Genomic DNA, 20463 nt, shown 5'->3' with positions numbered 1-20463 from the left:
GCCCTACACCGTCGTCCTGCTCGACGAGGTCGAGAAGGCGCACCCCGACGTCTTCGACATCCTGCTGGCGGTGCTCGATGACGGCCGCTTGACCGACGGCCAGGGCCGGACGGTCGACTTCCGCAACACGATTCTCGTCCTCACGTCCAACCTCGGCTCGCACGCGTTGATCAGTGACCTGCCCGATGACCTCAAGCGGGACGAAGTGCTGTCCATCGTGCGCGGGCACTTCAAGCCGGAGTTCTTGAACCGTCTCGACGACATCGTGATCTTCGAAGCGTTGACCACCGAGGACCTCACCCGGATCGTCGACATCCAGCTGCGGTCCTTGTCGGCCCGCTTGTCCGCCCGCCGCCTGACGCTCGACGTCACCGACGCCGCGCGTGAGTGGCTGGCGCTCAACGGGTTCGATCCGCTCTACGGCGCCCGCCCGTTGCGCCGGCTGGTGCAGACGGCCATCGGCGACGCGCTGGCCAAGGCCCTGCTCAACGGTGAGGTCCGCGACGGGCAGACCGTGCTCGTCGACGCGCTGCCTGACCGGTCCGGCCTGTCGGTCGGCGGCTGATCGGGTTGCTCCCCGACGATTCCGGACTGTTCGACGAGTCGCAGTTCTCCGAACTGCCCGGCGCCTACCCCGTGCCGGTCGGGGACGGCTCGGAATCGCAGCGGGATCGATTGGGCATCGCGGCGATCGTCGTCGGCTGCATCGGACTGGTGGTGTTCGGCATCGTGTTGTCGATCGTCACCGCGGTGCTCGCCGGTATGGCCGGGCAGCGCGCCCGCGAACAACGGCGCAGCCTGGAGAACGCCTACATCGCGTTCGGGCTGGCCGCGCTCGACGGCGTGGTGTGGATCGTCCTGCACCTGGTCTTCGACCTGAAGTTCGCCGCCGGCTAGCGGCCGTGTCGGCAGTCGGCGGGAGCCCAAGGTACGGTCCGGCGCCACCCTCGACGGGTTACCAGCCGTGGTTCACACGTTGTCCTTGACGCACTGGTGGAACGAGCTCTGGTTGGCCTGGTCGAAGCCGCCGCACCGGTCGATGGCGCGAAAGACCTTGATCGAAATGATTGTCGCGAGGAGGGCACCGACGACCGTGCACGCCAGCCCGGCGATGGCCAGACCACGGCCGCGACTGCGTCCGTTCTTCGTCTCGCGCAGTGCGATGAGGCCGAAGATCAAGGCAAGGATCACGAAGACGGCGTCGAACACGCTCAACCAGCACAGGACGATCGAGAGGATGCCGAGGACGAGGGCGGCGACCGCCTTGCCGTTGTTGCCCGTCGGTTGCGAGTAGTGCGGTGGCTGCGGGCCGTACCCGTAGGGCTGGCCTTGGAACTGGCCGTATTGCGGTCCGTACGGCTGCCCGGGCGGCGGGCCGTAGGGCGACGGCGACCCGCCCGGATAGGGCGCCTGCGGCCCCGGCGCGTACGGCGTCCCCGGCGGATTGCCGAACGGGTTGTTTGTGGTCGAGCCGGGCGGGGGCGCGGTACCGGCGTGGGGGCCGCCGGCGTACGGGTTCGGGGGCGGCGCGATCGGGCCGGTGTAGCCCGGCGGCGCGTACTCGGCCGGGATCGGGTGGTCGGGCTTGCCGAAGCGGTACGGGTCGAACGGCGCCTCACCGGCCGGATCCGAGCCTGCCGGGGGTTCGGCCTTGCCCAGATTGACGGCGTCCGGCGGGGACTGGCCGTTCTCGGGATCCGAGGGCGTCGTCATGGTGTCCTCCGGGAGGCCGGTCGCTGTCGCACCGACTGTAGGGCATCGGCCCGGCGCGGCCCGGGGCTTCCACAGCCGGGCGGACCAGCGCCGCTCAGCGCGTCCGCCCATCCCCCGCACGTACACTGCGCCCGTGAGCGACGACCCCCAGAAGGCCGCCAAGCGAGTGTCCATGACCAAGCCGGCGTCCGGCACCGACCCTGCGGCCAAGGCGCCCCGGCCCCGTCAGGTGCAGGGCGCCGTCGCCGCGCTGGTCGCATCGGCGCTCGCCGCGCTCATTGCCGCCGTCTCCCTGTTCGGTCAGCGCGCGTGGCTCACACGCGAGCAACTGAAGGCCAACGCGAAGGCCAAGCCGAAGATCCATGAGACGGCAGCGAAGCTGCACCACCAGGTCTCGCAGCAGCAGTCGGGCGCGCTGATCGGGACGATCATTGTCGTCGCGGCGATCTCCGTCCTCGCGCTCAGCGTCTACCGCGGCCGGTACTGGTCCCGCTGGGGGGTCGTCGCGTTCTGGCTGCTGGCCTCGTTCACCGGCACCGTGGTCGGCGTGGGGACGGTGCTGTCGGTCGGTTCGTCGGTCCCGGCCGGGTTCAAGGTGCCCGCGTTCCTGGCCGGCGCGTTCCTGATCATCGCCGTCGTCCTCGTCAACTTCCGGGTCAGCACCGAGTACTTCGCGCTGACCAAGCCGGTGCGCACGACCGACATGCCGCAACGGCGCGGACTGTTCGCGCCGCGCACCCCGCCGCAGGGCGGTCGGGGGCCCGCTGCCGCTCGCCCGGGCGCGGCCAAGGGCGTCCTCACCTCGTCGGCCGCCACCCGTGGTGAGGCCTACGTCGAGCGGCAGCGGTCGAAGAAGCGGGCCGCGGCCAACCAGGAATCGGTCGCCCGTGGGGCCGAGCTGGCGCGCAGCCGGGCGAAGGCGAGCAAGTCCCGCCGCATCGAGCGCTGACGTCCCCGGGCTACCGTCTCGGATGTGACGACCGACCAACTGACCCATGACCGGGCCGAGCTGCGGCGCCTGATCGAGGACCTCGCCGTGGTGCACGGCAAGGTGATCCTGTCCTCCGGGCGCGAGGCCGACTACTACATCGACCTGCGGCGCATCACCCTGCACCGCGCGGCCGCCCCCCTCGTCGGCCGGGTCATGCGCGAGCTGACAGCCGACTGGAGCTACGAGGCCGTCGGTGGCCTGACCCTCGGCGCCGACCCGGTGGGGACGGCGATCATGCACGCGTCCGGAGGGGCCGTCGACTCGTTCGTCGTCCGTAAGTCGGAGAAGGCGCACGGCATGCAGCAGCGGGTGGAGGGACCGTCGGTGTCCGGCCGGCGGGTGCTCGTCGTCGAGGACGTGTCGACGACCGGCTCGTCACCGCTCGCCGCCGTCGAGGCCTTGCGTGAGGCTGGGGCCGAAGTGGTCGGCGTGGCCACCATCGTCGACCGCGGCGCGCGGGCGGCGATCGAGGCCACCGGCCTGGAGTACCGCAGCGCGTTCACCCTGGCCGACCTCGGCCTGTCCTGACCAACGTGCCGGCCGAACCGACCCTGCCGGCCGAACCGACCCTGCCGGCCCAACCGGCCGTGTCGGCCCAACCGGCCGTGTCGGCCGGACCGCCGGCCGAACCGCCGACGGACAGCGTCGGCGTCGGGCCGCACCCGCAGCCGTGGCCGGACGATCCGCGCCTAGACCCCGAGCTGCTGCGCGACGGCGACCGGCGCAACGTCGTCGACGCCTACCGGTACTGGACGGTCGACGCGATCGTCGCCGACCTCGACACCCGCCGCCATCCCTTCGCCGTCGCGATCGAGAACTGGCGCCATGACCTCAACATCGGCACGGTGGTGCGGACGGCCAACGCGTTCCTCGCCCGCGAGGTGATCGTCGTCGGCAACCGGCGATGGAACCGGCGCGGAGCGATGGTGACCGATCGCTACCAGCACGTCAGCCACGTCCCGTCCGCCGTCGAACTTGCGGTCTACGCGGCGAAGGCGGGCTACGAGATCGTGGCCGTCGACAACCTGCCCGGGGCCGTCCCGCTGGAGACTTTCACGCTGCCGGCCAACTCGTTGCTGCTGTTCGGGCAGGAGGGGACGGGGCTGAGCCCGGCGGCCCGGGAGGTGGCCGGCGCCGTCTGCTCCATCGCGCAGTTCGGCTCGACCCGCTCGATCAACGCGGGGGTCGCCGCCGGCATCGCGATGCACGCCTGGATCCGCCAGCACGCCTCCTAGCCCCCGCTTTGCACCTTTCAGCGCTGTAAATCGGCCCCGCCAGCAGCGCTGAAAGGTGCAAAGCCGGGTCAGTCCTGGGTGCGGAGGTATCGGCCGAAGTGGGGGACGGTGAAGGCGATGCGGCCTCGCTGGCCCGAATAGACCAGCCCCTTCTTCAGCAGCCCGTCCCGCGCCGGCGAGAGGGACTGCGGCGGGCGGCCGAGTGATTCCGCCACCGCCGCGGTCGGCACCGCGTCCGACGCGGAATCGGCGACGTCGGCCATGGCCCGCAGGTACTCGCGCTCGGCCGGCGTGGCCCGAACGTATCGGGAACCGAAGAAGCCGACCGCGAGCTCGGCCTCGGCCTCGGGCACGGCCACCGCGACGTCCGCGGCGGTGATCGGCGAGCGCGGCGCGACGTCCCAGGCCACCTTGCCGTACGCCTGGACGAAGTAGGGGTAACCGCCGGTCGCCTCGTACATCGCAGCGAGCGCATCGTCGCTGAAGTCGGCGTCCTCGTCACGAGCGGGCGCGCGCAGCGCGAGGTCCGAGGCCGCCCGGTCGAGCCGGTCGATGCGCGCGTAGCGGAACAGGCGCTCGGAGTACGACTTCGACGCCGACAGGACCGCGGGCAGGTGTGGCAGCCCGGCGCCGACGATGATCAGTGGACGCGCCTGCTGCGACACCTCGTGGCAGGCCGCGCACAGGGCCGACACGTCGGCGGGGGGAAGGTCCTGCAGCTCGTCCAGGAAGACCGCGATCCCGTGCCCGCTGTCGGCGGCCAGGCCGGCGATGTCGCCGAACAGCTCCACCAGGTCGATCTCGATGTCGCCGGAGTCCGCGCGTCCGGGCACGGCCGGGACGTCGATGCCCGGCTGCCACTGGCGGCCCTTCGCGGCCGGGTCGCGCTGGGCGAAGGACTTGATCACACCGAGCACGTGCGCGGCTTCCTCGGCGTTGCCGCCGGCCAGTTCGCGGACGGCGAGATGCAGCGCCGCGGCGAGCGGTTGCCGGATGCTCTGGTCGGGCCGGGCCTCGAACTTGCCAGTGCCCCATCCGCGGCGGACCGCGGCCGAGCGTAGCGCGTTCAGCAGCACCGTCTTCCCCACCCCGCGCAGCCCGGTCAGCACCACCGAGCCCTCCGGCCTGCCGCGGCCCACGCGCTCGAGCAACACGTCGAACGCGGCGAGCTCGGCATCCCGACCGGCCAGCTCCGGCGGCCGTTGCCCCGCACCCGGCGCGTACGGGTTCCTGATCGGATCCACGATCGCACCGTATCGGGCTGTATAGCGAAAACCCGAGATTGCCGAATACGAGGCGATCGTGTCGCGCGGGTCGCACGCCGCGACGCGGACTGCCGACCCGGCCCGGGCCGTCCCCTAACATCGACCCCCACACAGAGAGGCCTCTCAGCCGCAATGAAGATGTCCGTTATCGGCACCGGCTATCTCGGCGCCACGCACGCCGGCGCGATGGCCGAACTGGGCCACGAGGTGCTCGGCGTCGACGTCGACGAGAACAAGGTCGCGCTGCTGGCATCGGGCCAGGTTCCGTTCTTCGAACCCGGGCTGCCGGAGCTGCTGAGCAAACATGTCACGTCGGGTGCGCTCCGGTTCACGACGTCCGTGCAAGAGGCGACCGCCTTCGCTGACCTGCACTTCGTCTGCGTCGGGACACCGCAGCGATCCGGGTCCAACGCCGCCGATCTGACCTACGTCAACGACGCGTTCCGGTCGTTGCTCCAGCACGTCCGCCCGGGCGCGGTGGTCGTCGGTAAGTCGACGGTTCCGGTCGGGACGGCCGGCGCTCTCGCGGTCGACGTCCGCGCGGCGGGGGCGCAGTTGGTGTGGAACCCCGAGTTCCTGCGCGAGGGCTTCGCGGTCGAGGACACGTTGCGCCCGGATCGGCTCGTCATGGGCGCCGAGGACGACGCGGCGCTGACGACGCTGCAGCAGGCCTACGCGCCGATCCTCGCCGCCGGGACGCCGCTCGTCATCACCGACTTCGCGACAGCTGAGCTGGTGAAGGTCGCGGCCAACTCCTTCCTGGCGACCAAGATCTCGTTCATCAACGCGATGGCCGAGATCTGCGAGACGACCGGCGCCGACGTCACCCAGCTGGCCACCGCGATCGGTCACGACGACCGCATCGGCCCCAAGTTCCTGCGGGCCGGCCTCGGGTTCGGCGGGGGCTGCCTGCCCAAGGACATCCGCGCGTTCATGGCGCGCGCCGAAGAGCTCGGTGTCGATCAGGCAGTCTCGTTCCTGAAGAACATCGACGACATCAACCTGCGTCGCCGGGCCCGGACGGTCGACCTCGCGCTCGAGATGTGCGCCGGTAGCTTCGCCGGACGGCGGGTGGCGGTCCTCGGCGCGGCGTTCAAGCCGGACAGCGACGACATCCGCGACTCGCCGGCGCTCGACGTGGCCGACGCGATCCAGCGCGGTGGCGCCGCCGTGCACGTGTACGACCCGCAGGCCATGGGTAACGCGAAGAACGTCCACCCGACGCTGGCGTACTCGTCGTCCGCACTCGAGGCGTGCGACGGGGCCGACGCCGTCCTGCACCTCACCGAGTGGCGTGAGTTCCGGGAGCTGCGCCCGGCCGACCTCGCCGCCGTCGTCCGCCAACGGAACATCCTCGACGGACGCAGCATCCTCGACGCGGCGACGTGGCGCGACGCCGGTTGGCAGTTCCGCGCGCTCGGGCGTCCCTGAGCGTTCAGTCGTAGGTGCTGATCTCGACCAGGTTGCCGTCCGGATCGCGCACGTAGACCGAGTTGATGGGTCCGAGTGCCCCGGTTCGAGCCACCGGGCCCTCCTCCACGGCGACACCGAGTGCCGCCAGCCGCTCGATGACGGACCCGAGCGGGCCGGCCGCGATCAGGCACAGGTCGGCCGATCCGGCGGTCGGCCGCTTCGCCTTCGGCTCGAACTCATGCCCGGCTTCGTGCAGATTGATCTTGTGCTGACCGAACGCGAGCGCCCGACGGCCCGCGCCGAAGGCTACCGGCCGCATCCCCAGGACGTCGGTGTAGAACGCGATCGTCCGGTCGATGTCGGCGACGGTCAGCACCAGATGGTCCAGCCGCTCAATCCGAATGTTCATTGGCCTACCCTTCGCGCGCCGACCCGGGTCGCCACCATCATCGCGGCGGCGGCCCGGGTTTCCGACCGAGTTACTGGACGAGGACGTTCTGACCGGCCCCGCCGTCCAAGTCGTCCTTCCCCGGCCCGCCGCTGAGGGAGTCGTCGCCGTTCCCGCCCCGGAGCACGTCGTCGCCCGCGCTGCCGATGATGGTGTCGTTCCCGTCCCGCCGTCGACGGCGAGTGAGACGATGCCGCCGCCAGACCGCTCGCGTCGATGGAGTCGTTGCCGGCGAGACCGTTGACCGCGAGCGTGTCGCCGCTGGGGTCCGTTGCGCTGACGACGACGGACGTGTGCAGCCCGGCGACAGTGGCCACGTTCGCCAGCCCGCCGGTGATCTTGACCGAATCCGGCCCCGCAGTGGCGTTGACGATCACCGTGTCCGCAGCGGTGTCACCGGTACCGAGCACAGCGGTGTCGTTGCCCTTGTTACCCGGAGATGACCTCGTTGCCGTCGCCGCCGACGAGCGTGTCGTTGCCGGTGCTACCTGAGATGCGGTCGTTGCCGGCGCCGCAGTCGACGGTCAGCGCGATGAGCGGCGCGAGGTCGCCCGACGCGGCGAGCCGCTCACTGGTCCCGATGTCCAGGCTGAAGGGCAGCGGGTGACGCGGTCGAAACGCACTCGCGACGCGTTGGGCGTGGCGGTGAAGTTCTCGCCGGCGTTGCCGCCGTTGACCGCTACCGCGTCCGATCCGTCGCCGCCCTCGTCCAGATCGCTGCCGTCGCCGGGGTTCCAGATGAGCTGGTCGTCGCCGGCGCCACCGAACGCCTGATCCGTATCGGCCCCGCCGGTCAGGGAGTCGTTGCCGCAATCGCCGTACAGCACGTCGTCGCCGCCCTTGCCGAGCAGCGTGTCGTTGCCGTTGCCGCCGCTGAGCACATCGTTGCCCGACCCGCCGACGAGCTCGTCGTCTCCGGAGCCTCCCTAGATGCGTGCCGCCGGCAGCGGTCCGGCGCCGGCCTCGGGCGCGTTCACGTTTGCGGCCCGGGGGAGATGCGTCAGACAGTCGTGAACGAAAGTGGGGACCGCGCCGTAGCAAGAGGCCTGGTCAAGGACCACGCCGCCACGACCGGCGTGCTTCACGCCACGTGAGCGCGTGAAGTCACTCGTCAGGGAGGGTGAGGATCTCCGCGCCATCCTCGGTGACGACAATGGTGTGCTCCCACTGGGCGGCCCACGAGCCGTCCTTGGTGAGCACGGTCCAGTCGTCGTCCCACATGTACCAGTCGTAGCCGCCGAGAGTCAGCATCGGCTCGATCGTGAACGTCATGCCCGGCTCGAGCAGCGTGGTGCGGCGCGGGTCGTCGTAGTGCAGGATCGTCGGCTTGGTGTGGAACGACCAGCCGACGCCGTGGCCGGTGTAGTCGCGCACGACGCCGTACCCGAAGCGCTTCGCGTAGGACTCGATCACCCGGCCGATCACGCTGATGGGGCGCCCGGGCCGAACCGCGCGGATCCCGCGCATCATCGCCCCGTGTGTGCGCTCGCCGAGATCGCGGACCTCCGGCCGGGGTTGGCCGGCGAAGAACGTCGCGCAGGTGTCGCCGTGCACGCCGCCGATGAACGCTGTGATGTCGACCTTGACGACGTCACCGTCCTCGAGCGGGCGCGAGTCGGGGATGCCGTGGCAGATGACCTCGTTGACGCTCGTGCAGAGCGACTTGGGGTAGCCCTTGTAGCCGAGCGTGGAGGGGTACGCGTCGTGGGCGATCAGGTATTCGTGGCCGATGCGGTCCAGCTCGTCGGTCGTGACGCCGGGGGCGACGTGTCGGCCGACCTCGACGAGCGCGTTGCCGGCGATCCGGCCGGCGACGCGCATCCGGGCGACGGTCTCGGCGTCCTTGACCATCGGGTCGTCGAAGTCGGCCCGCGTGGCCGGGGGCGCATCGACGTAATGCGGACGGGCGATGTGGGACGGCACCGCGCGCCGCGGCGAGAGGCGGCCGGGCTGCAGCGGTGTCGAGACGGTCACGACTCCATTCTGCCCCGTCGTCCCGTTGATCAAGAGACCGCTCTCGTCGATATTCGACGCGATCGATCTCTTGATCAGGCGATGTCGCGAGAGCGAGCGGCCAGCCAGGCGGCGACGTCCGTCGCCCAGGCCCGTTTGCGGGCGCGGATCACGCTCGGCGCGTAATGGGTCACCGCGTAGCCCATCGCAGTCAGCACGTTGTGCCGCTGCATCGTCCGCTTCCAGTCGTCCTCGGCGAAGTGGAACTCGCGGCTGTCGACTTCGACTACCGCTTGCAGCGCCCGCCACAGGAAGTCCACCCGGTAGAGCAAGTTGCCGTGCGCGTCGTAAATCGGCGCGTTGACCTCGAACGGCGGAACGCTGACGCCGGCCAAAAGGTCGACCACCTCCGCCTCGGCGATCGAGAGAGCACCCTCGACAACGTCGGAAAGGGCGCGGCGGAAGAACGCGCTGCCGTTGCGCGGCCCCGCGGCGAGCTCGGCCGCAAGCTCGGCCGGCGTGCACAACCCGCGTTGTACCGCTGACGTGACAAGTGCTCGGACCGGTTGCAGCCGGTCGTAGAACGGCGCGGTGTCGGCTATCGCCCGAGCCGGGCTCACCACCCGTATCGACGGGAGTCGCTGGTCGAAGGGCGAGAGCCGGGTGCAGGTCACCGGCCGCAGACTCGGACGCAGATGCAATCCGCGGATGTCGCGATTGCGCCGACGGGAGTCGGTGAGGACGAGAACTCTGGAACCGGGCGGCTGGGCGCAACGCAGACCGCGCAACCGGATGGCGTCCCAGCCACTGAGTGCGGCCTCAGCTCCGCCCAGGATCATCCCCACCATGATCCAGTCGTCGCGGCTCGGTTCGTCAGGTCGCGTGAGCAGGACGCCGGCGGCGAGTCGCTGCCACCGGCCGCGGCGCAGCTCGGTCCGCACGCGAGCCGGCGTGAAGCCGAGCCGCGCAGCGCGTTCGGCGGAGACGACGCGAGGCAGCGGATCCACCATCGAAGAGTGCAAGAACAGTCGGCTCGTCGGCGGCTCCGGACCGGCCCTGTGGACAAACCGCCGGTGATCAACAGATCGATTCAGCTGAATATCGACCGAACTCGTCTGTTGATCACGAAGGACGGCGGCGGTTGAGGACGGCGGCAACGGCCTCGGCCGGGTCGGCGGCCCGGTCCAGCGCCAACGGGCGGCCGCCGGCGTCGAGCACGGACCACCTGCCGAGGCACACCACCGGCACGCCGGCCCGCCGGGCCAGCGCGATCTCACTGAGCGTGCCCCAGCTGCCACCGACCGCGATCACCGCATCGACGGTTCGCACCAGGACCGCGTTGCGCCCTTCTCCGAGCCCGGTCGCCACCACCACGGTGGCCGGCGCACCGGCAGCGGCCCTCGAGTCGCCCGGCAGCAGGGCCAGCGTTGTCCCGCCGGCGCCCGACGCGCCCTTGATCGCGGCCGCCATCACGCCACCCAGCCCACCGGTCACCACGACCGCGCCGGCGCCGGCCAGCAGCCGGCCGACCTCCCGGGCGCGTTCGAGGTCAGCGGCGGTCGCATCGTCCCCGGGACCGACGACCGCCACGTACATCGCCGAGGCTCAGACCTCGACGACCATCGGGACGAGCATCGGCCGGCGGCGGTACTGCCGGTCGACCCAGCGTCCGACCGTGCGGCGGATCAGGTGCTGTAGCGCGTCGGTGTCCCGCGTGCCGTCGGCCAGCGCCTTCTCGACGACCTCGATCACCTCGGCGGTGATCGGGTCGAGCGCGGCCGGGTCGTCGCTGAACCCCCGTGCGGTGAGCTCCGGCCCGAAGACGACCTTGCCGGCTTCGAGGTCGACCGCGACCAGGATGGACAGGAACCCGTCCTCGCCGAGGATGCGCCGGTCCTTCAACGTGCTGTCGCCGATGTCGCCGACCTCCAGCCCGTCCACGTAAACGTAGCCGACCGGGATCTTGCCGACGATGGACGCGCGTCCCTTCACCAGGTCGACGACCGTCCCGTCCTCGGCCAGCATGATGCGCTCGTCGGGCAGTCCCATCGACCGGCCGATTGCGGCATGCGCGCGCAGGTGACGCCACTCGACGTGCACGGGCATCAGGTTCTTGGGCCGGACGGCGGTGAGCAGGTAGCGCAGCTCGCCGGCCGGCGCGTGGCCGGACACGTGCACCAGCGCCATGGACTTGTGGATCACCCGCGCACCGAGGCGGGACAGCCCGTTGATCACCTGGCCGACCGACGTCTCGTTGCCGGGGATCAGCGAGGACGCCAGCAGGATCGTGTCGTCGGCGCCGATGCGGATCGTCTGGTGGTCGCGGTTGGCCATTCGCGACAGCGCGGACAGCGGCTCGCCCTGCGAACCGGTCGAGATCAGCAGCACCCGGCGCGACGGCAGCTGGTCGATGACCTTGAGATCGACGAGCAACCCGTCCGGCACCTTCAGCAGGCCGAGTTCGCGCGCGATCTGCATGTTGCGCACCATCGACCGCCCGACGAGCGCGACCTGCCGTTCGGCGGCGACGGCGGCGTCGAGCACTTGTTGCACACGGTGTACGTGTGAGGCGAAGCAGGCCACGATGATGCGGCCCGGCGCCTTGTGGATCACGTCGGTGACGACCTCGCCGACGGAGCGTTCGGACGGGATGAACCCGCCCACCTCGGCGTTGGTCGAGTCGGCCAGGAGCAGGTCGACACCCTCGTCGCCCAGCCGCGAGAATCCCGGCAGGTCGGTCAGCCGGCCGTCCAGCGGGGTCTGGTCCATCTTGAAGTCGCCGGTGTGCAGGACGGTCTGGCCCCCGACCCGGATGGCTACCGCGACGGCGTCCGGGATCGAGTGGTTGACCGCGAAGTACTCGAGATCCCAGGGCCCGACGGTGTCGCGGTCGCCTTCCCGGACGGTCCGCAGGTCCGCCTTGATGCGGTGCTGCTCGAGCTTGGCCGCGACGAGGGCGAGCGTGAGGCGCGAGCCGATGACCGGGATGTCCCGCCGGGCGCGCAACAGGTAGGGCAGCGCGCCGATGTGGTCCTCGTGCCCATGGGTGAGAACGACGGCGTCGATGTCTTCGAGCGTGTCGCTGAAGTACGACCAGTCGGGCAGCGTGATGTCCACGCCGGGAGAGTTGGTCTTGCCGAGCAACATGCCGCAGTCGACGACCAGCAGGCGGCCGTCGTACTCGAACATCGTCATGTTGCGGCCGATCTCCTTGATGCCGCCGAGGGCGACGACCCGCAGCGCACCTGGGGGGAGATCAGGCGGAGCGGCCCGGCCAGGGGCGGCGTCGTTCGCATCCGCAGTCATGAATCGAGGCTATCGTCCGACCCATGGGGACCCCAGAGGCGCTCAATGTCCAGGACATCACCAAGGTCGGCGTCATCGTCATCGTCGCGTTGTTCCTGATCGGCGTGGTCCTGTCCTTCGTGATCACCGCGCTGATCGGCCGGCTGATCATCGCCGTCGTGGTGATCGTGCTGGCCGTCCTGGTCTGGCAGCAACGCACGCACGTCAAGGACCAGGTGAACGCGCACAAGTGCGATCTCAAGGCCACGTTTTTCGGCATCCATTTGGACGCGCCGGACTCCGTCCGCCAGGCTTGCCGGACGAACACCTAGCGCTTGCGCATCCGGCTCTGCCAGTAGTGCAGGATCACCGGGGCCAGCGCCACCACGACCACCAGGATGACCAGGTAGTCGATGTAGCCCTTGTGGTCGCGGACGAACTTCACCTTGCCGAGCTGGTGCCCGAGCAGGAGGACTCCGTCGGCCCAGAGGATCCCGCCGACCGCGCTGTAGAGGGCGTAGAGCGAGAACCGCATCCGCCCGACACCGGCCATCACGGTGGCGACCGTGCGCACGATGGGCACGAACCGGCCGATGATGATCGTCCACGACCCGAACCGCTCGAAGAAGTCGTGTGAGCGCTGGACGTACTCCGGGCGGAAGATGTGCGACTCGGGACGGTCGAACACCACCGGACCGGCGCGGTAGCCGATCCAGTAGCCGACCAGGTTGCCGAGGATCGCCGCGATCGGGGCCACGATCAAGAAGGCGGCGAGGCTGGTGTGGATGTCGTGGGTGGCGATGCTGATCCCGGCCGCGAAGATCAACGTGTCTCCGGGCAGGAAGAACCCGATCAGCAGACCGCACTCGGCGAACAGGATGACGGCCAGCACGAGCAGCGCACCCGAGCCGGACAACAGGGTGTCGGGGCTCAGCGGATTGGCGGTGGTCATCGTGGCGAGGAGCATCCGGCGAGTCTACGGAGGCCAACCTGTAGGTAGTCCGCGCCCGGACCGTCATTGTCGGGCGCGCCACGCCGCCAGTAGCTCGACTTCCCGGGCCGGGACGAGGCCCGGTGTTCGAGCGGTTGGCCGCCAGCCGTCGGCGAGCGAACACTGCCAGGCCCACGTGTCAACGACCGTCTCGACGAGCGGTCGCCACCGCAGTCCGGCTCGCGCGGCGTCCTCGCCGTAGGAGGCGAACACGCCCGGCCCGACCGCCGCCGGGATCCACAGCGGCAGTTCGGTCCAGTAGCCGACGCCCTGGTCGACCAGCCAGTCCTCGTCCAGGTAGACGAAGGTCGCGGCGGCGCCGGTGGCCACCGCGCAGGCGGCCATCAGATCGGCGCGCGTGTCGCGGTTGGCCGGTCCGGGGACGTCGAACGTCCCGGCCGCGCCACTGAGCGCGAAACGGGCCAGGTCCCGCGAGTCGATGAGCGCGACCGGGTCGGTGGGCGTGCCCGGCACGAGCACCTCGCCCCCGCGAGCCACGCGGTCGATCCACCACGGCAGCCGCCCGACCTCGCTGTCGTCCGGGCCGACGATCGCTCCTCCGCGCAGGATCGTCGCTCGGTCGGCGCCGAACGCCCGCTGCACGGCGAGTTCGCAACCGACCTTGAGCCAGCCGTAGGCCTCCGAGTCCGCCATGCCCTCCGGCACGTCGTCGCCCGTTGCGTCCGGAGAACCGTCGTGGACGCCGCCGTCGCGGTAGTCGAGATGCTCCGGCCAGCCGGGCCACGCGTTGATGCTGGAGACGAATGCGTAGTGCCCGGCCCGCGGCGCGAGCAGTTCGGCGCTGAGAGCGACGTCGGCCGGGACGTAGCCGCAGGTGTCGACGACGAGGTCGAACTGCCGGCTCTCGAGTTGGGAGAGGTCGGACCGGCTTCGCCGATCACCGAGGACCTGGGTGGCGCCGGCTCGCGTGGGACCGGACCGGCCCCGGTTGAAGACGGTGACCGATGCCCCGACTGCCAGCGCCTCCGCGACCACCGCGCGCCCCAGGAAGAGGGAACCCCCGATGACCAGAACCTCCATGCCGTCAGTGGATCACCCCCGCGTACCCGGCGGTAGCGGCGTTCGCCCACCGCGTAGGAGCGGGTAGGCAATACTCGGGAGAGGCCACACGTCACGAGACAGGAGTCCGGATGCCCATCGCCACGCCCGAGATCTACGCCGACATGCTCGATCGTGCGAAGGCCGGCGGGTTCGCCTATCCGGCCATCAACGTGACGTCGTCCGAGACGGTCAACGCGGCGATCCGCGGCTTCGCCGACGCCGGAAGCGACGGCATCATCCAGGTGTCCACCGGCGGAGCCGAGTTCGCCTCGGGCACCGCGGTCAAGGAGATGGTCACCGGCGCCGTCGCACTCGCCGAGTTCGCGCACGTGGTCGCTGCGAAGTACGACATCCACGTCGCGTTGCATACCGACCACTGCCAGAAGGAGAAGCTGGACAGCTACGTCCGTCCGCTGATCGCCATCTCGCAGGAACGTGTGGACGCCGGGAAGCCGCCGTTGTTCCAGTCGCACATGTGGGACGGGTCGGCGATCGAGCTCGAGGAGAACCTGCAGATCGCCGCCGGGCTGCTCGAGAAGGCGGCGAAGGCGCGGATCATCCTCGAGCTGGAGATCGGTGTCGTCGGCGGCGAAGAGGACGGCGTTCACGGCGGCGACGACAACGAGAAGCTCTATACGACTCCTGGTGACGCCATGCGGACCGCCGAGGTGTTGGGGACCGGCGAGAAGGGCCGCTACCTGCTGGCCGCGACGTTCGGCAACGTGCACGGCTCCTACAAGCCCGGCTCGGTGAAGCTCCGTCCGAAGATCCTCAAGGAGATCCAGGACGAGGTCGGCAAGAAGCTGGGGAAGGACGAGCCGTTCGACCTCGTCTTCCACGGTGGCTCGGGCTCGGAGCTGGAAGAGATCCGCGAGGCGGTCAGCTACGGCGTGGTGAAGATGAACGTCGACACCGACACCCAGTACGCCTTCACCCGCGAGATCGTCGGGCACATGTTCACCAACTACGACGGTGTCCTCAAGGTCGACGGCGAGGTCGGCAACAAGAAGGCATACGACCCGCGCTCCTACCTCAAGCTGGCCGAGCAGGGCATGGCCCACCGCGTCGTGGAGGCGTGCGAAGCGCTGCAGTCAGCCGGAACGTCCGCGTCGGCCTAAGCCGATCAAGACGGATGACCGACCGGCACAATCAAGCCATGACCCACTTCGGCAATCTGCTCGCCCCACCCACCCGGCTGCCCGAGGACCCGGCGGTCGCGCTGCTCGCCCGCGGTGACGACCCGGCCCCGGTCGCCGCGGCCCACCCGACCTCCTGCGCCGCCTGGGCGACCCTCGCCGAGGCGGCGCTGGCCGGCGGCCGCACCGTCGAGGGCTATGCGTACGCGCGCACCGGCTACCACCGCGGCCTCGACGCACTGCGCCGCGCCGGCTGGAAGGGGCAGGGCCCGGTGCCGTGGTCCCACGAGCCGAACCGCGGATTCCTGCGCGCATTGCACGCTCTGGCCCAAGCCGCGGCGGGAATCAGCGAGACGGACGAAGCCGCCCGGTGCACACAGCTCCTGGCCGACAGCGACCCGGAGGCCGCGGCCGCCCTGGCCGCTGAACCGCCCCCGTCCCCGTGATCAAGAGACGGATGCGGTCGAATATCGACCGATCCGGTCTCTTGATCACGGCCCGCGCTCGGCCGAACACGGCTACTTCAGGATTCCTGATCAGGCCGGCACCGGCGGCAGCGACCCGATCGCCGCGTCGATCGCGGCGTCGTCGATGTGCTTGTCCTGCATGACGCCGGACAGGTACGCGTCGTAGGCCGGCAGGTCGAGGTGCCCGTGGCCGCACAGTGCGGTGAGGATGACCTTGGCCTCGCCGCTCTCCTTGCAGCGCAGCGCCTCGTCGATCGTGGCGGCCAACGCGTGCGTGGGCTCGGGCGCCGGCACGATGCCCTCGGCCCGGGCGAACTGCACGCCGGCGGCGAAGCAGTCGAGTTGCGACTTCGCCTCTGCCTCGAGCATCCCGGTCTCCTTGAGATGGCTGATCAACGGGCTCATGCCGTGATAGCGAAGTCCACCGGCATGGATCGGATCGGGGACGAAGTCGTGGCCCAGCGTGTGCATCTTCATCAACGGAGTCATGCCCGCGGTGTCGCCGAAGTCGTAGGCGTAGACACCGCGGGTCAGTGACGGGCAGGCCGCCGGCTCGACGGCGCGGATCACCGGCGCCATCCGGCCGGCCAGCTTCTCGCGGATGAAGGGGAAGGTCAGCCCACCGAAGTTCGACCCGCCGCCGGTGCAGCCGACGATGAGGTCCGGCGTCTCGCCGACCTTGGCCAGCTGCAGCAATGCCTCCTCACCGATCACGGTCTGGTGCAGCAGGACGTGGTTCAGCACGCTGCCCAATGCGTAGTTGGTGTCGGGATTCTGGGCGGCCACCTCGACCGCCTCGCTGATCGCGATGCCGAGTGAGCCGGTGGAATCGGGATGCTCGGCGAGGATCGCCCGGCCGGCCTCCGTCAACTCCGACGGGGAAGGGTGCACGGTCCCGCCGAACGTCTCGATCATCATCCGCCGGTAGGGCTTCTGGTCGTAGGACGCCCGCACCTGCCAGACCTCGCACTCGAGGCCGTACTGAGCGCACGCGAAGGCGAGCGCCGTGCCCCACTGACCGGCGCCGGTCTCGGTCGTCAGCCGGCGGATACCGGCCTTGGCGTTGTAGTAGGCCTGCGGCACGGCGGTGTTCGGCTTGTGCGAGCCGGCCGGGGACACGCCCTCGTACTTGTAGTAGATGCGGGCCGGCGTGCCCAGCGCCTTCTCCAGCCGGTGCGCGCGGAACAGCGGGGACGGGCGCCACAGCCGGTAGACGTCCAGTACCGCGCCGGGAATCTCGACGTACTGGTCGGTCGTGACCTCTTGCATGATCAGGTCCATCGGGAACAACGGAGCCAGATCATCCGGCCCGACCGGCTGCAGCGTGCCCGGGTGCAGCACCGGCGGCGGCGGGGTCGGCAAGTCGTGCAGGAGGTTGTACCAGCGCGTCGGCTGTTCGCTCTCGTCGAGCAGGATCTTGGTGGGCGTAGCCGTCATGGGCACACAGTAGGACCGTTGCCGAGCCGCGTCGACTACCCTTCGCAGGGCCCGAACGGACAGGAGTTACCGATGCCAGCAGTCGTGCTCGTCGGCGCCCAGTGGGGCGACGAAGGCAAGGGCAAGGCGACCGATCTGCTCGGCAGCCGCGTGGACGCCGTGGTGAAGTTCAACGGCGGCAACAATGCCGGCCACACGATCGTCATCGGCTCCGGCGAGGCCCGGGAGAAGTACGCACTCCACCTGCTCCCGTCCGGCATCCTGACGCCCGGCTGCACGCCCGTGATCGGCAACGGAGTCGTCATCGACCTCGGCGTGCTGTTCGGCGAGATCGACGGTCTGGAGGGACGCGGCGTCGACACCTCGAAGCTCGTCGTCAGCGGCTCGGCCCACGTCATCGCGCCGTACAACCGCACGCTCGACCAGGTGACCGAGCGGTTCCTCGGCAAGTCGAAGATCGGCACGACCGGGCGGGGGATCGGGCCGACCTACGCCGACAAGATGTCGCGCATCGGGATCCGCGTGCAGGACCTGTTCGACCGCGACGTGCTGCACGCCAAGGTGACCGGCGCGCTGAACCTGAAGAACCAGGTGCTGGTCAAGATCTACAACCGCAAGGGCTTCGACGTGGACGCGGTGGTGGACGAACTCGCGTCCTACGCCGAGCGGCTCGCGCCCCTGGTGGCCGACACCCCGCTGCTGCTCGAACAGATGCTCGACCGCGGCGAGACGGTCGTCCTCGAGGCCGGGCAGGCGACGCTGCTCGACGTCGACCACGGCACTTACCCGTTCGTCACCTCCTCGAGCGCGACGGCAGGTGGCGCCTGCACCGGAAGCGGGATCCCGCCCACCCGGATCAGCCGCGTCATCGCCGTGATCAAGGCGTACACGACCCGCGTGGGCGAAGGCCCGTTCCCGACCGAACTGCTCGACGACAAAGGCGAGCTGCTGCGCAACAACGGCGCCGAGTTCGGCACGACCACCGGCCGGCCCCGTCGCTGCGGCTGGTTCGACGCCGTGATCGGGCGGTACGCGACACGCATCAACGGCGTCACCGACTTCGTCCTCACCAAGCTCGACGTGCTGACCGGCTTGGACGAGGTTCCCGTCTGCGTGGCCTACGAGGTCGACGGCAAGCGTTACGACGAGCTGCCGATGAACCAGGTCGACTTCGCCCGAGCAATCCCGGTGTACGAAACATTCCCGGGCTGGACGGAGGACATCTCCGCCGCACGGACGCTCGACGACCTGCCCGGCAACGCCCGCGACTACGTCGCCGCGCTCGAGAAGATGATCAAGGCGCCGATCTCGGCCATTGGCGTCGGTCCCGGCCGGGACGAAACGATCGCCGTTCGTGACCTGCTGAACTGATGTCCATCCGCCGACGCGGATCTCCTCAAGGACACTCGCTTCGGTCGGCCCGTCGCCGACCCACACGCAAGCTCCCTTCGCTCGCGCGACGGCGGGCTCTTCGCGCGAGCGCTCATCGCGTCGATACTTGCGTGATGCGCTGGTGGGCGCTTGTCGCTGTCATGTCGCTGCTTGTCGGGTGCACGAGCGGACACTCGCGCTCGTCCGCCACTGCAGCCTCGTCGTCGTCCGCGCCGACGGCTTCGTCCACCCGCTACGCCGATTGGCCGACGTATCACGGGACACCTGACCGCGCCGGGGTCGCGACCGACATGCCGCAAGCTGCCGGACCGCTTCGTGTCGTCCGCCGGCTGGACCTCGACGGCGCGGTTTACGCATCGCCGCTCGTGGTCGGCGGGGTCGTGGTGGCCGCCACCGAGCACGACACCGTCTACGCATTCGACGGGTCGGGCCGGCTGCGGTGGAAGCGCAACCTGGGCCGACCGTCACCGGCCGGCGAGCGACCCTGCGGCAACATCGATCCGCTCGGCATCACCGGCACGCCGATCTACGACGCCGGGTCACGGCTGGTGTACGTCTCGCCGGAACTCGGCGCGCCGCCCCGGCACGAGCTCGTCGCGATCAGGATCGCCGACGGGACCGTCGCCTGGCGCCGCGTCATCGACTTGCCCGGCACCGAGACCCGGGCGATGCAGGAGCGGGGCGCGCTGGCGATCGCCGGCGGCCGCGTCTGGGTGCCGTTCGGCGGGCTGAACGGTGACTGCGGTGGCTACAAAGGACGAGTCGTCGGGGTGCGCCTGGACGGGTCAGGCGCCGTCGTCGCTTACACGGTTCCCACTGCGCGCGAGGCGGGCATCTGGGCGCCGCCGGGGCCGGTGGTCGACGACACCGGGCACCTGCTCGTGGCGGTGGGCAACGGAGCGGCCGGGCCGGGCGACGCCTACGACTCGAGCGATTCGGTGCTGAAGATCGATCCCGCGGGCCGGGTGGTCGACTCGTTCTCGCCCGAGAGCTGGGCCACCGACAACGACAGCGATCTGGATCTCGGCTCGCAGGGCCCGGCCCTCGTCGGCCGCTGGATCTTCACGGCCGGGAAGTCGGGCACGGCCTACGTCCTGCGACGGGACCGGCTCGGCGGGATCGGCGGCGCGGTCAGCCAGGCGCCGGTCTGCCGGTCGTTCGGCGGCACGGCCGTCGACGGCGCGGTGGTCTACGTACCCTGCACGGACGGGCTGCGGGCGGTCCGCCTCGACGGCGCCGGCCGACTGCAGGTGCTCTGGCACGCCGATGCGGCCCTCACCGGCTCGCCGGTCGTGGGCGGCGGCCGGGTTTGGACGCTCGACACCGACGCCGGCGTGCTGCACGCCCTCGACCCGCGGACCGGCTCGTCGCTGCGCTCCGTCCCGGTCGGGCGGGTCACCCGGTTCGCGACCCCGGCGCTGTACGGGCCGGTTGTCCTGGTTCCGACCTTCGCCGGCGTCACCGTCATCTGCTCGGACTGACCCGCGGGTAACCACCTGTTGGCACGCTTTGTACAGGTAATCGCGTGACTTGTCGCTTGTGTCCGACCAATTTGACGTGACGCTTAACAGACATTTTTCATGGGCTTGCTAGGAAGCGGCCGTATACCCAAACATGCCTCCCGCATAACAAGATCACAGCAACATCTTTGGGGGGCATCCAACATGGCACGTCG

Annotated in this window: 24 protein-coding genes; 11 read left to right on the top strand and 13 right to left on the bottom strand. The window is 70.1% G+C overall.

All coding sequences use genetic code 11. The features are described from left to right. Both ABR571_RS04550 and ABR571_RS04545 read left to right on the top strand, forming a co-directional pair. Positions 1-565: AAA family ATPase (locus ABR571_RS04550; protein ID WP_409451999.1), on the top strand; the 565-nt coding region annotated here is incomplete at its 5' end. A gap of 5 nt (positions 566-570) precedes the next feature. After that, positions 571-897, top strand: coding sequence for a hypothetical protein (locus ABR571_RS04545; protein ID WP_409451998.1), 327 nt, complete (start codon positions 571-573; stop codon positions 895-897). A 72-nt stretch (positions 898-969) separates the two neighbouring features. Here the strand turns inward: ABR571_RS04545 and ABR571_RS04540 are convergent, their stop codons facing one another. Next, complete coding sequence (locus tag ABR571_RS04540; protein WP_409451997.1) at positions 970-1713, bottom strand: DUF4190 domain-containing protein; 744 nt, start codon at positions 1711-1713, stop codon at positions 970-972. A gap of 133 nt (positions 1714-1846) precedes the next feature. Between ABR571_RS04540 and ABR571_RS04535 the strand changes: the two genes are divergently transcribed. Genes ABR571_RS04535 through ABR571_RS04525 form a run of 3 tightly spaced genes read left to right on the top strand, consistent with a single transcriptional unit; the run spans position 1847 to position 3939 of the window. Continuing rightward, positions 1847-2662: a hypothetical protein gene (locus ABR571_RS04535; protein WP_409451996.1), complete on the top strand. Its 816-nt coding sequence runs from the start codon at positions 1847-1849 to the stop codon at positions 2660-2662. Between the two features lie 24 nt (positions 2663-2686). Continuing rightward, positions 2687-3232, top strand: a complete 546-nt coding sequence (pyrE, locus tag ABR571_RS04530) for an orotate phosphoribosyltransferase (RefSeq protein ID WP_409451995.1) — start codon at positions 2687-2689, stop codon at positions 3230-3232. Between the two features lie 5 nt (positions 3233-3237). Next, entirely contained in the window at positions 3238-3939 is a 702-nt protein-coding gene (locus ABR571_RS04525) for a TrmH family RNA methyltransferase (RefSeq protein ID WP_409451994.1), read from the top strand. A 68-nt stretch (positions 3940-4007) separates the two neighbouring features. On the opposite strand, the gene ABR571_RS04520 is transcribed toward ABR571_RS04525, so the two are convergent. Then, positions 4008-5183 (bottom strand): ATP-binding protein, encoded by a 1176-nt coding sequence (locus ABR571_RS04520; RefSeq protein ID WP_409451993.1) that lies wholly within the window; start codon positions 5181-5183, stop codon positions 4008-4010. Between the two features lie 153 nt (positions 5184-5336). Between ABR571_RS04520 and ABR571_RS04515 the strand changes: the two genes are divergently transcribed. Continuing rightward, entirely contained in the window at positions 5337-6635 is a 1299-nt protein-coding gene (locus ABR571_RS04515) for a UDP-glucose dehydrogenase family protein (protein WP_409451992.1), read from the top strand. Positions 6636-6639: 4 nt separating this feature from the next. Here ABR571_RS04515 and ABR571_RS04510 read toward each other — a convergent pair whose 3' ends face one another. The 8 genes from ABR571_RS04510 to ABR571_RS04475 form a co-directional block, all read right to left on the bottom strand. Further along, complete coding sequence (locus tag ABR571_RS04510) at positions 6640-7020, bottom strand: VOC family protein (protein ID WP_409452002.1); 381 nt, start codon at positions 7018-7020, stop codon at positions 6640-6642. Positions 7021-7096: 76 nt separating this feature from the next. Continuing rightward, entirely contained in the window at positions 7097-7375 is a 279-nt protein-coding gene (locus tag ABR571_RS04505; RefSeq protein ID WP_409452001.1) for a hypothetical protein, read from the bottom strand. A 119-nt stretch (positions 7376-7494) separates the two neighbouring features. Next, on the bottom strand, positions 7495-7560 hold the full coding sequence (locus ABR571_RS04500; protein WP_409452000.1) for a hypothetical protein: 66 nt from the start codon (positions 7558-7560) through the stop codon (positions 7495-7497). Positions 7561-7589: 29 nt separating this feature from the next. Beyond that, complete coding sequence (locus ABR571_RS04495) at positions 7590-7946, bottom strand: calcium-binding protein (protein ID WP_409451991.1); 357 nt, start codon at positions 7944-7946, stop codon at positions 7590-7592. A gap of 223 nt (positions 7947-8169) precedes the next feature. Beyond that, positions 8170-9039: a type I methionyl aminopeptidase gene (map, locus tag ABR571_RS04490; protein ID WP_409451990.1), complete on the bottom strand. Its 870-nt coding sequence runs from the start codon at positions 9037-9039 to the stop codon at positions 8170-8172. Between the two features lie 74 nt (positions 9040-9113). Next, positions 9114-10025: a hypothetical protein gene (locus ABR571_RS04485; RefSeq protein WP_409451989.1), complete on the bottom strand. Its 912-nt coding sequence runs from the start codon at positions 10023-10025 to the stop codon at positions 9114-9116. A gap of 115 nt (positions 10026-10140) precedes the next feature. Then, positions 10141-10614 carry a hypothetical protein gene (locus ABR571_RS04480; RefSeq protein WP_409451988.1) on the bottom strand — a complete coding sequence of 158 codons (474 nt, stop codon included), beginning with the start codon at positions 10612-10614 and terminating at the stop codon, positions 10141-10143. Positions 10615-10623: 9 nt separating this feature from the next. Further along, positions 10624-12324: a ribonuclease J gene (locus tag ABR571_RS04475; protein ID WP_409451987.1), complete on the bottom strand. Its 1701-nt coding sequence runs from the start codon at positions 12322-12324 to the stop codon at positions 10624-10626. 23 nt (positions 12325-12347) lie between these two features. Here ABR571_RS04475 and ABR571_RS04470 point away from each other — a divergent pair, with 23 nt between their 5' ends. Then, positions 12348-12635, top strand: a complete 288-nt coding sequence (locus ABR571_RS04470) for a hypothetical protein (RefSeq protein WP_409451986.1) — start codon at positions 12348-12350, stop codon at positions 12633-12635. Here the strand turns inward: ABR571_RS04470 and ABR571_RS04465 are convergent. Then, on the bottom strand, positions 12632-13270 hold the full coding sequence (locus ABR571_RS04465; RefSeq protein WP_409451985.1) for a DedA family protein: 639 nt from the start codon (positions 13268-13270) through the stop codon (positions 12632-12634). The two genes, ABR571_RS04470 and ABR571_RS04465, sit on opposite strands and share 4 nt — an antisense overlap. Positions 13271-13318: 48 nt before the next feature. Continuing rightward, the gene (locus ABR571_RS04460) at positions 13319-14335 is read right to left on the bottom strand and encodes an NAD-dependent epimerase (RefSeq protein ID WP_409451984.1); all 1017 of its coding nucleotides are present in this window, start codon (positions 14333-14335) and stop codon (positions 13319-13321) included. A gap of 110 nt (positions 14336-14445) precedes the next feature. Here ABR571_RS04460 and fbaA point away from each other — a divergent pair, with 110 nt between their 5' ends. Then, complete coding sequence (gene fbaA, locus ABR571_RS04455; RefSeq protein WP_409451983.1) at positions 14446-15474, top strand: class II fructose-bisphosphate aldolase; 1029 nt, start codon at positions 14446-14448, stop codon at positions 15472-15474. Between the two features lie 38 nt (positions 15475-15512). After that, on the top strand, positions 15513-15938 hold the full coding sequence (locus ABR571_RS04450) for a DUF3151 domain-containing protein (protein WP_409451982.1): 426 nt from the start codon (positions 15513-15515) through the stop codon (positions 15936-15938). A 90-nt stretch (positions 15939-16028) separates the two neighbouring features. Here ABR571_RS04450 and ABR571_RS04445 read toward each other — a convergent pair whose 3' ends face one another. Continuing rightward, on the bottom strand, positions 16029-17396 hold the full coding sequence (locus tag ABR571_RS04445) for a TrpB-like pyridoxal phosphate-dependent enzyme (protein ID WP_409451981.1): 1368 nt from the start codon (positions 17394-17396) through the stop codon (positions 16029-16031). Positions 17397-17468: 72 nt separating this feature from the next. Here ABR571_RS04445 and ABR571_RS04440 point away from each other — a divergent pair, with 72 nt between their 5' ends. Both ABR571_RS04440 and ABR571_RS04435 read left to right on the top strand, forming a co-directional pair. Beyond that, positions 17469-18767 carry an adenylosuccinate synthase gene (locus tag ABR571_RS04440; protein WP_409451980.1) on the top strand — a complete coding sequence of 433 codons (1299 nt, stop codon included), beginning with the start codon at positions 17469-17471 and terminating at the stop codon, positions 18765-18767. Between the two features lie 311 nt (positions 18768-19078). After that, complete coding sequence (locus ABR571_RS04435; protein ID WP_409451979.1) at positions 19079-20269, top strand: PQQ-binding-like beta-propeller repeat protein; 1191 nt, start codon at positions 19079-19081, stop codon at positions 20267-20269. Positions 20270-20463 lie beyond the last annotated feature (194 nt).

It is taken from the genome of Jatrophihabitans sp. (genome assembly GCF_046262535.1).
In the GTDB taxonomy this organism is placed as follows: Bacteria; Actinomycetota; Actinomycetes; order Mycobacteriales; family Jatrophihabitantaceae; genus Jatrophihabitans.
The sequence above is the reverse complement of the archived record's forward strand: the minus strand, read 5'-3'. Positions and strand labels throughout refer to the sequence as shown.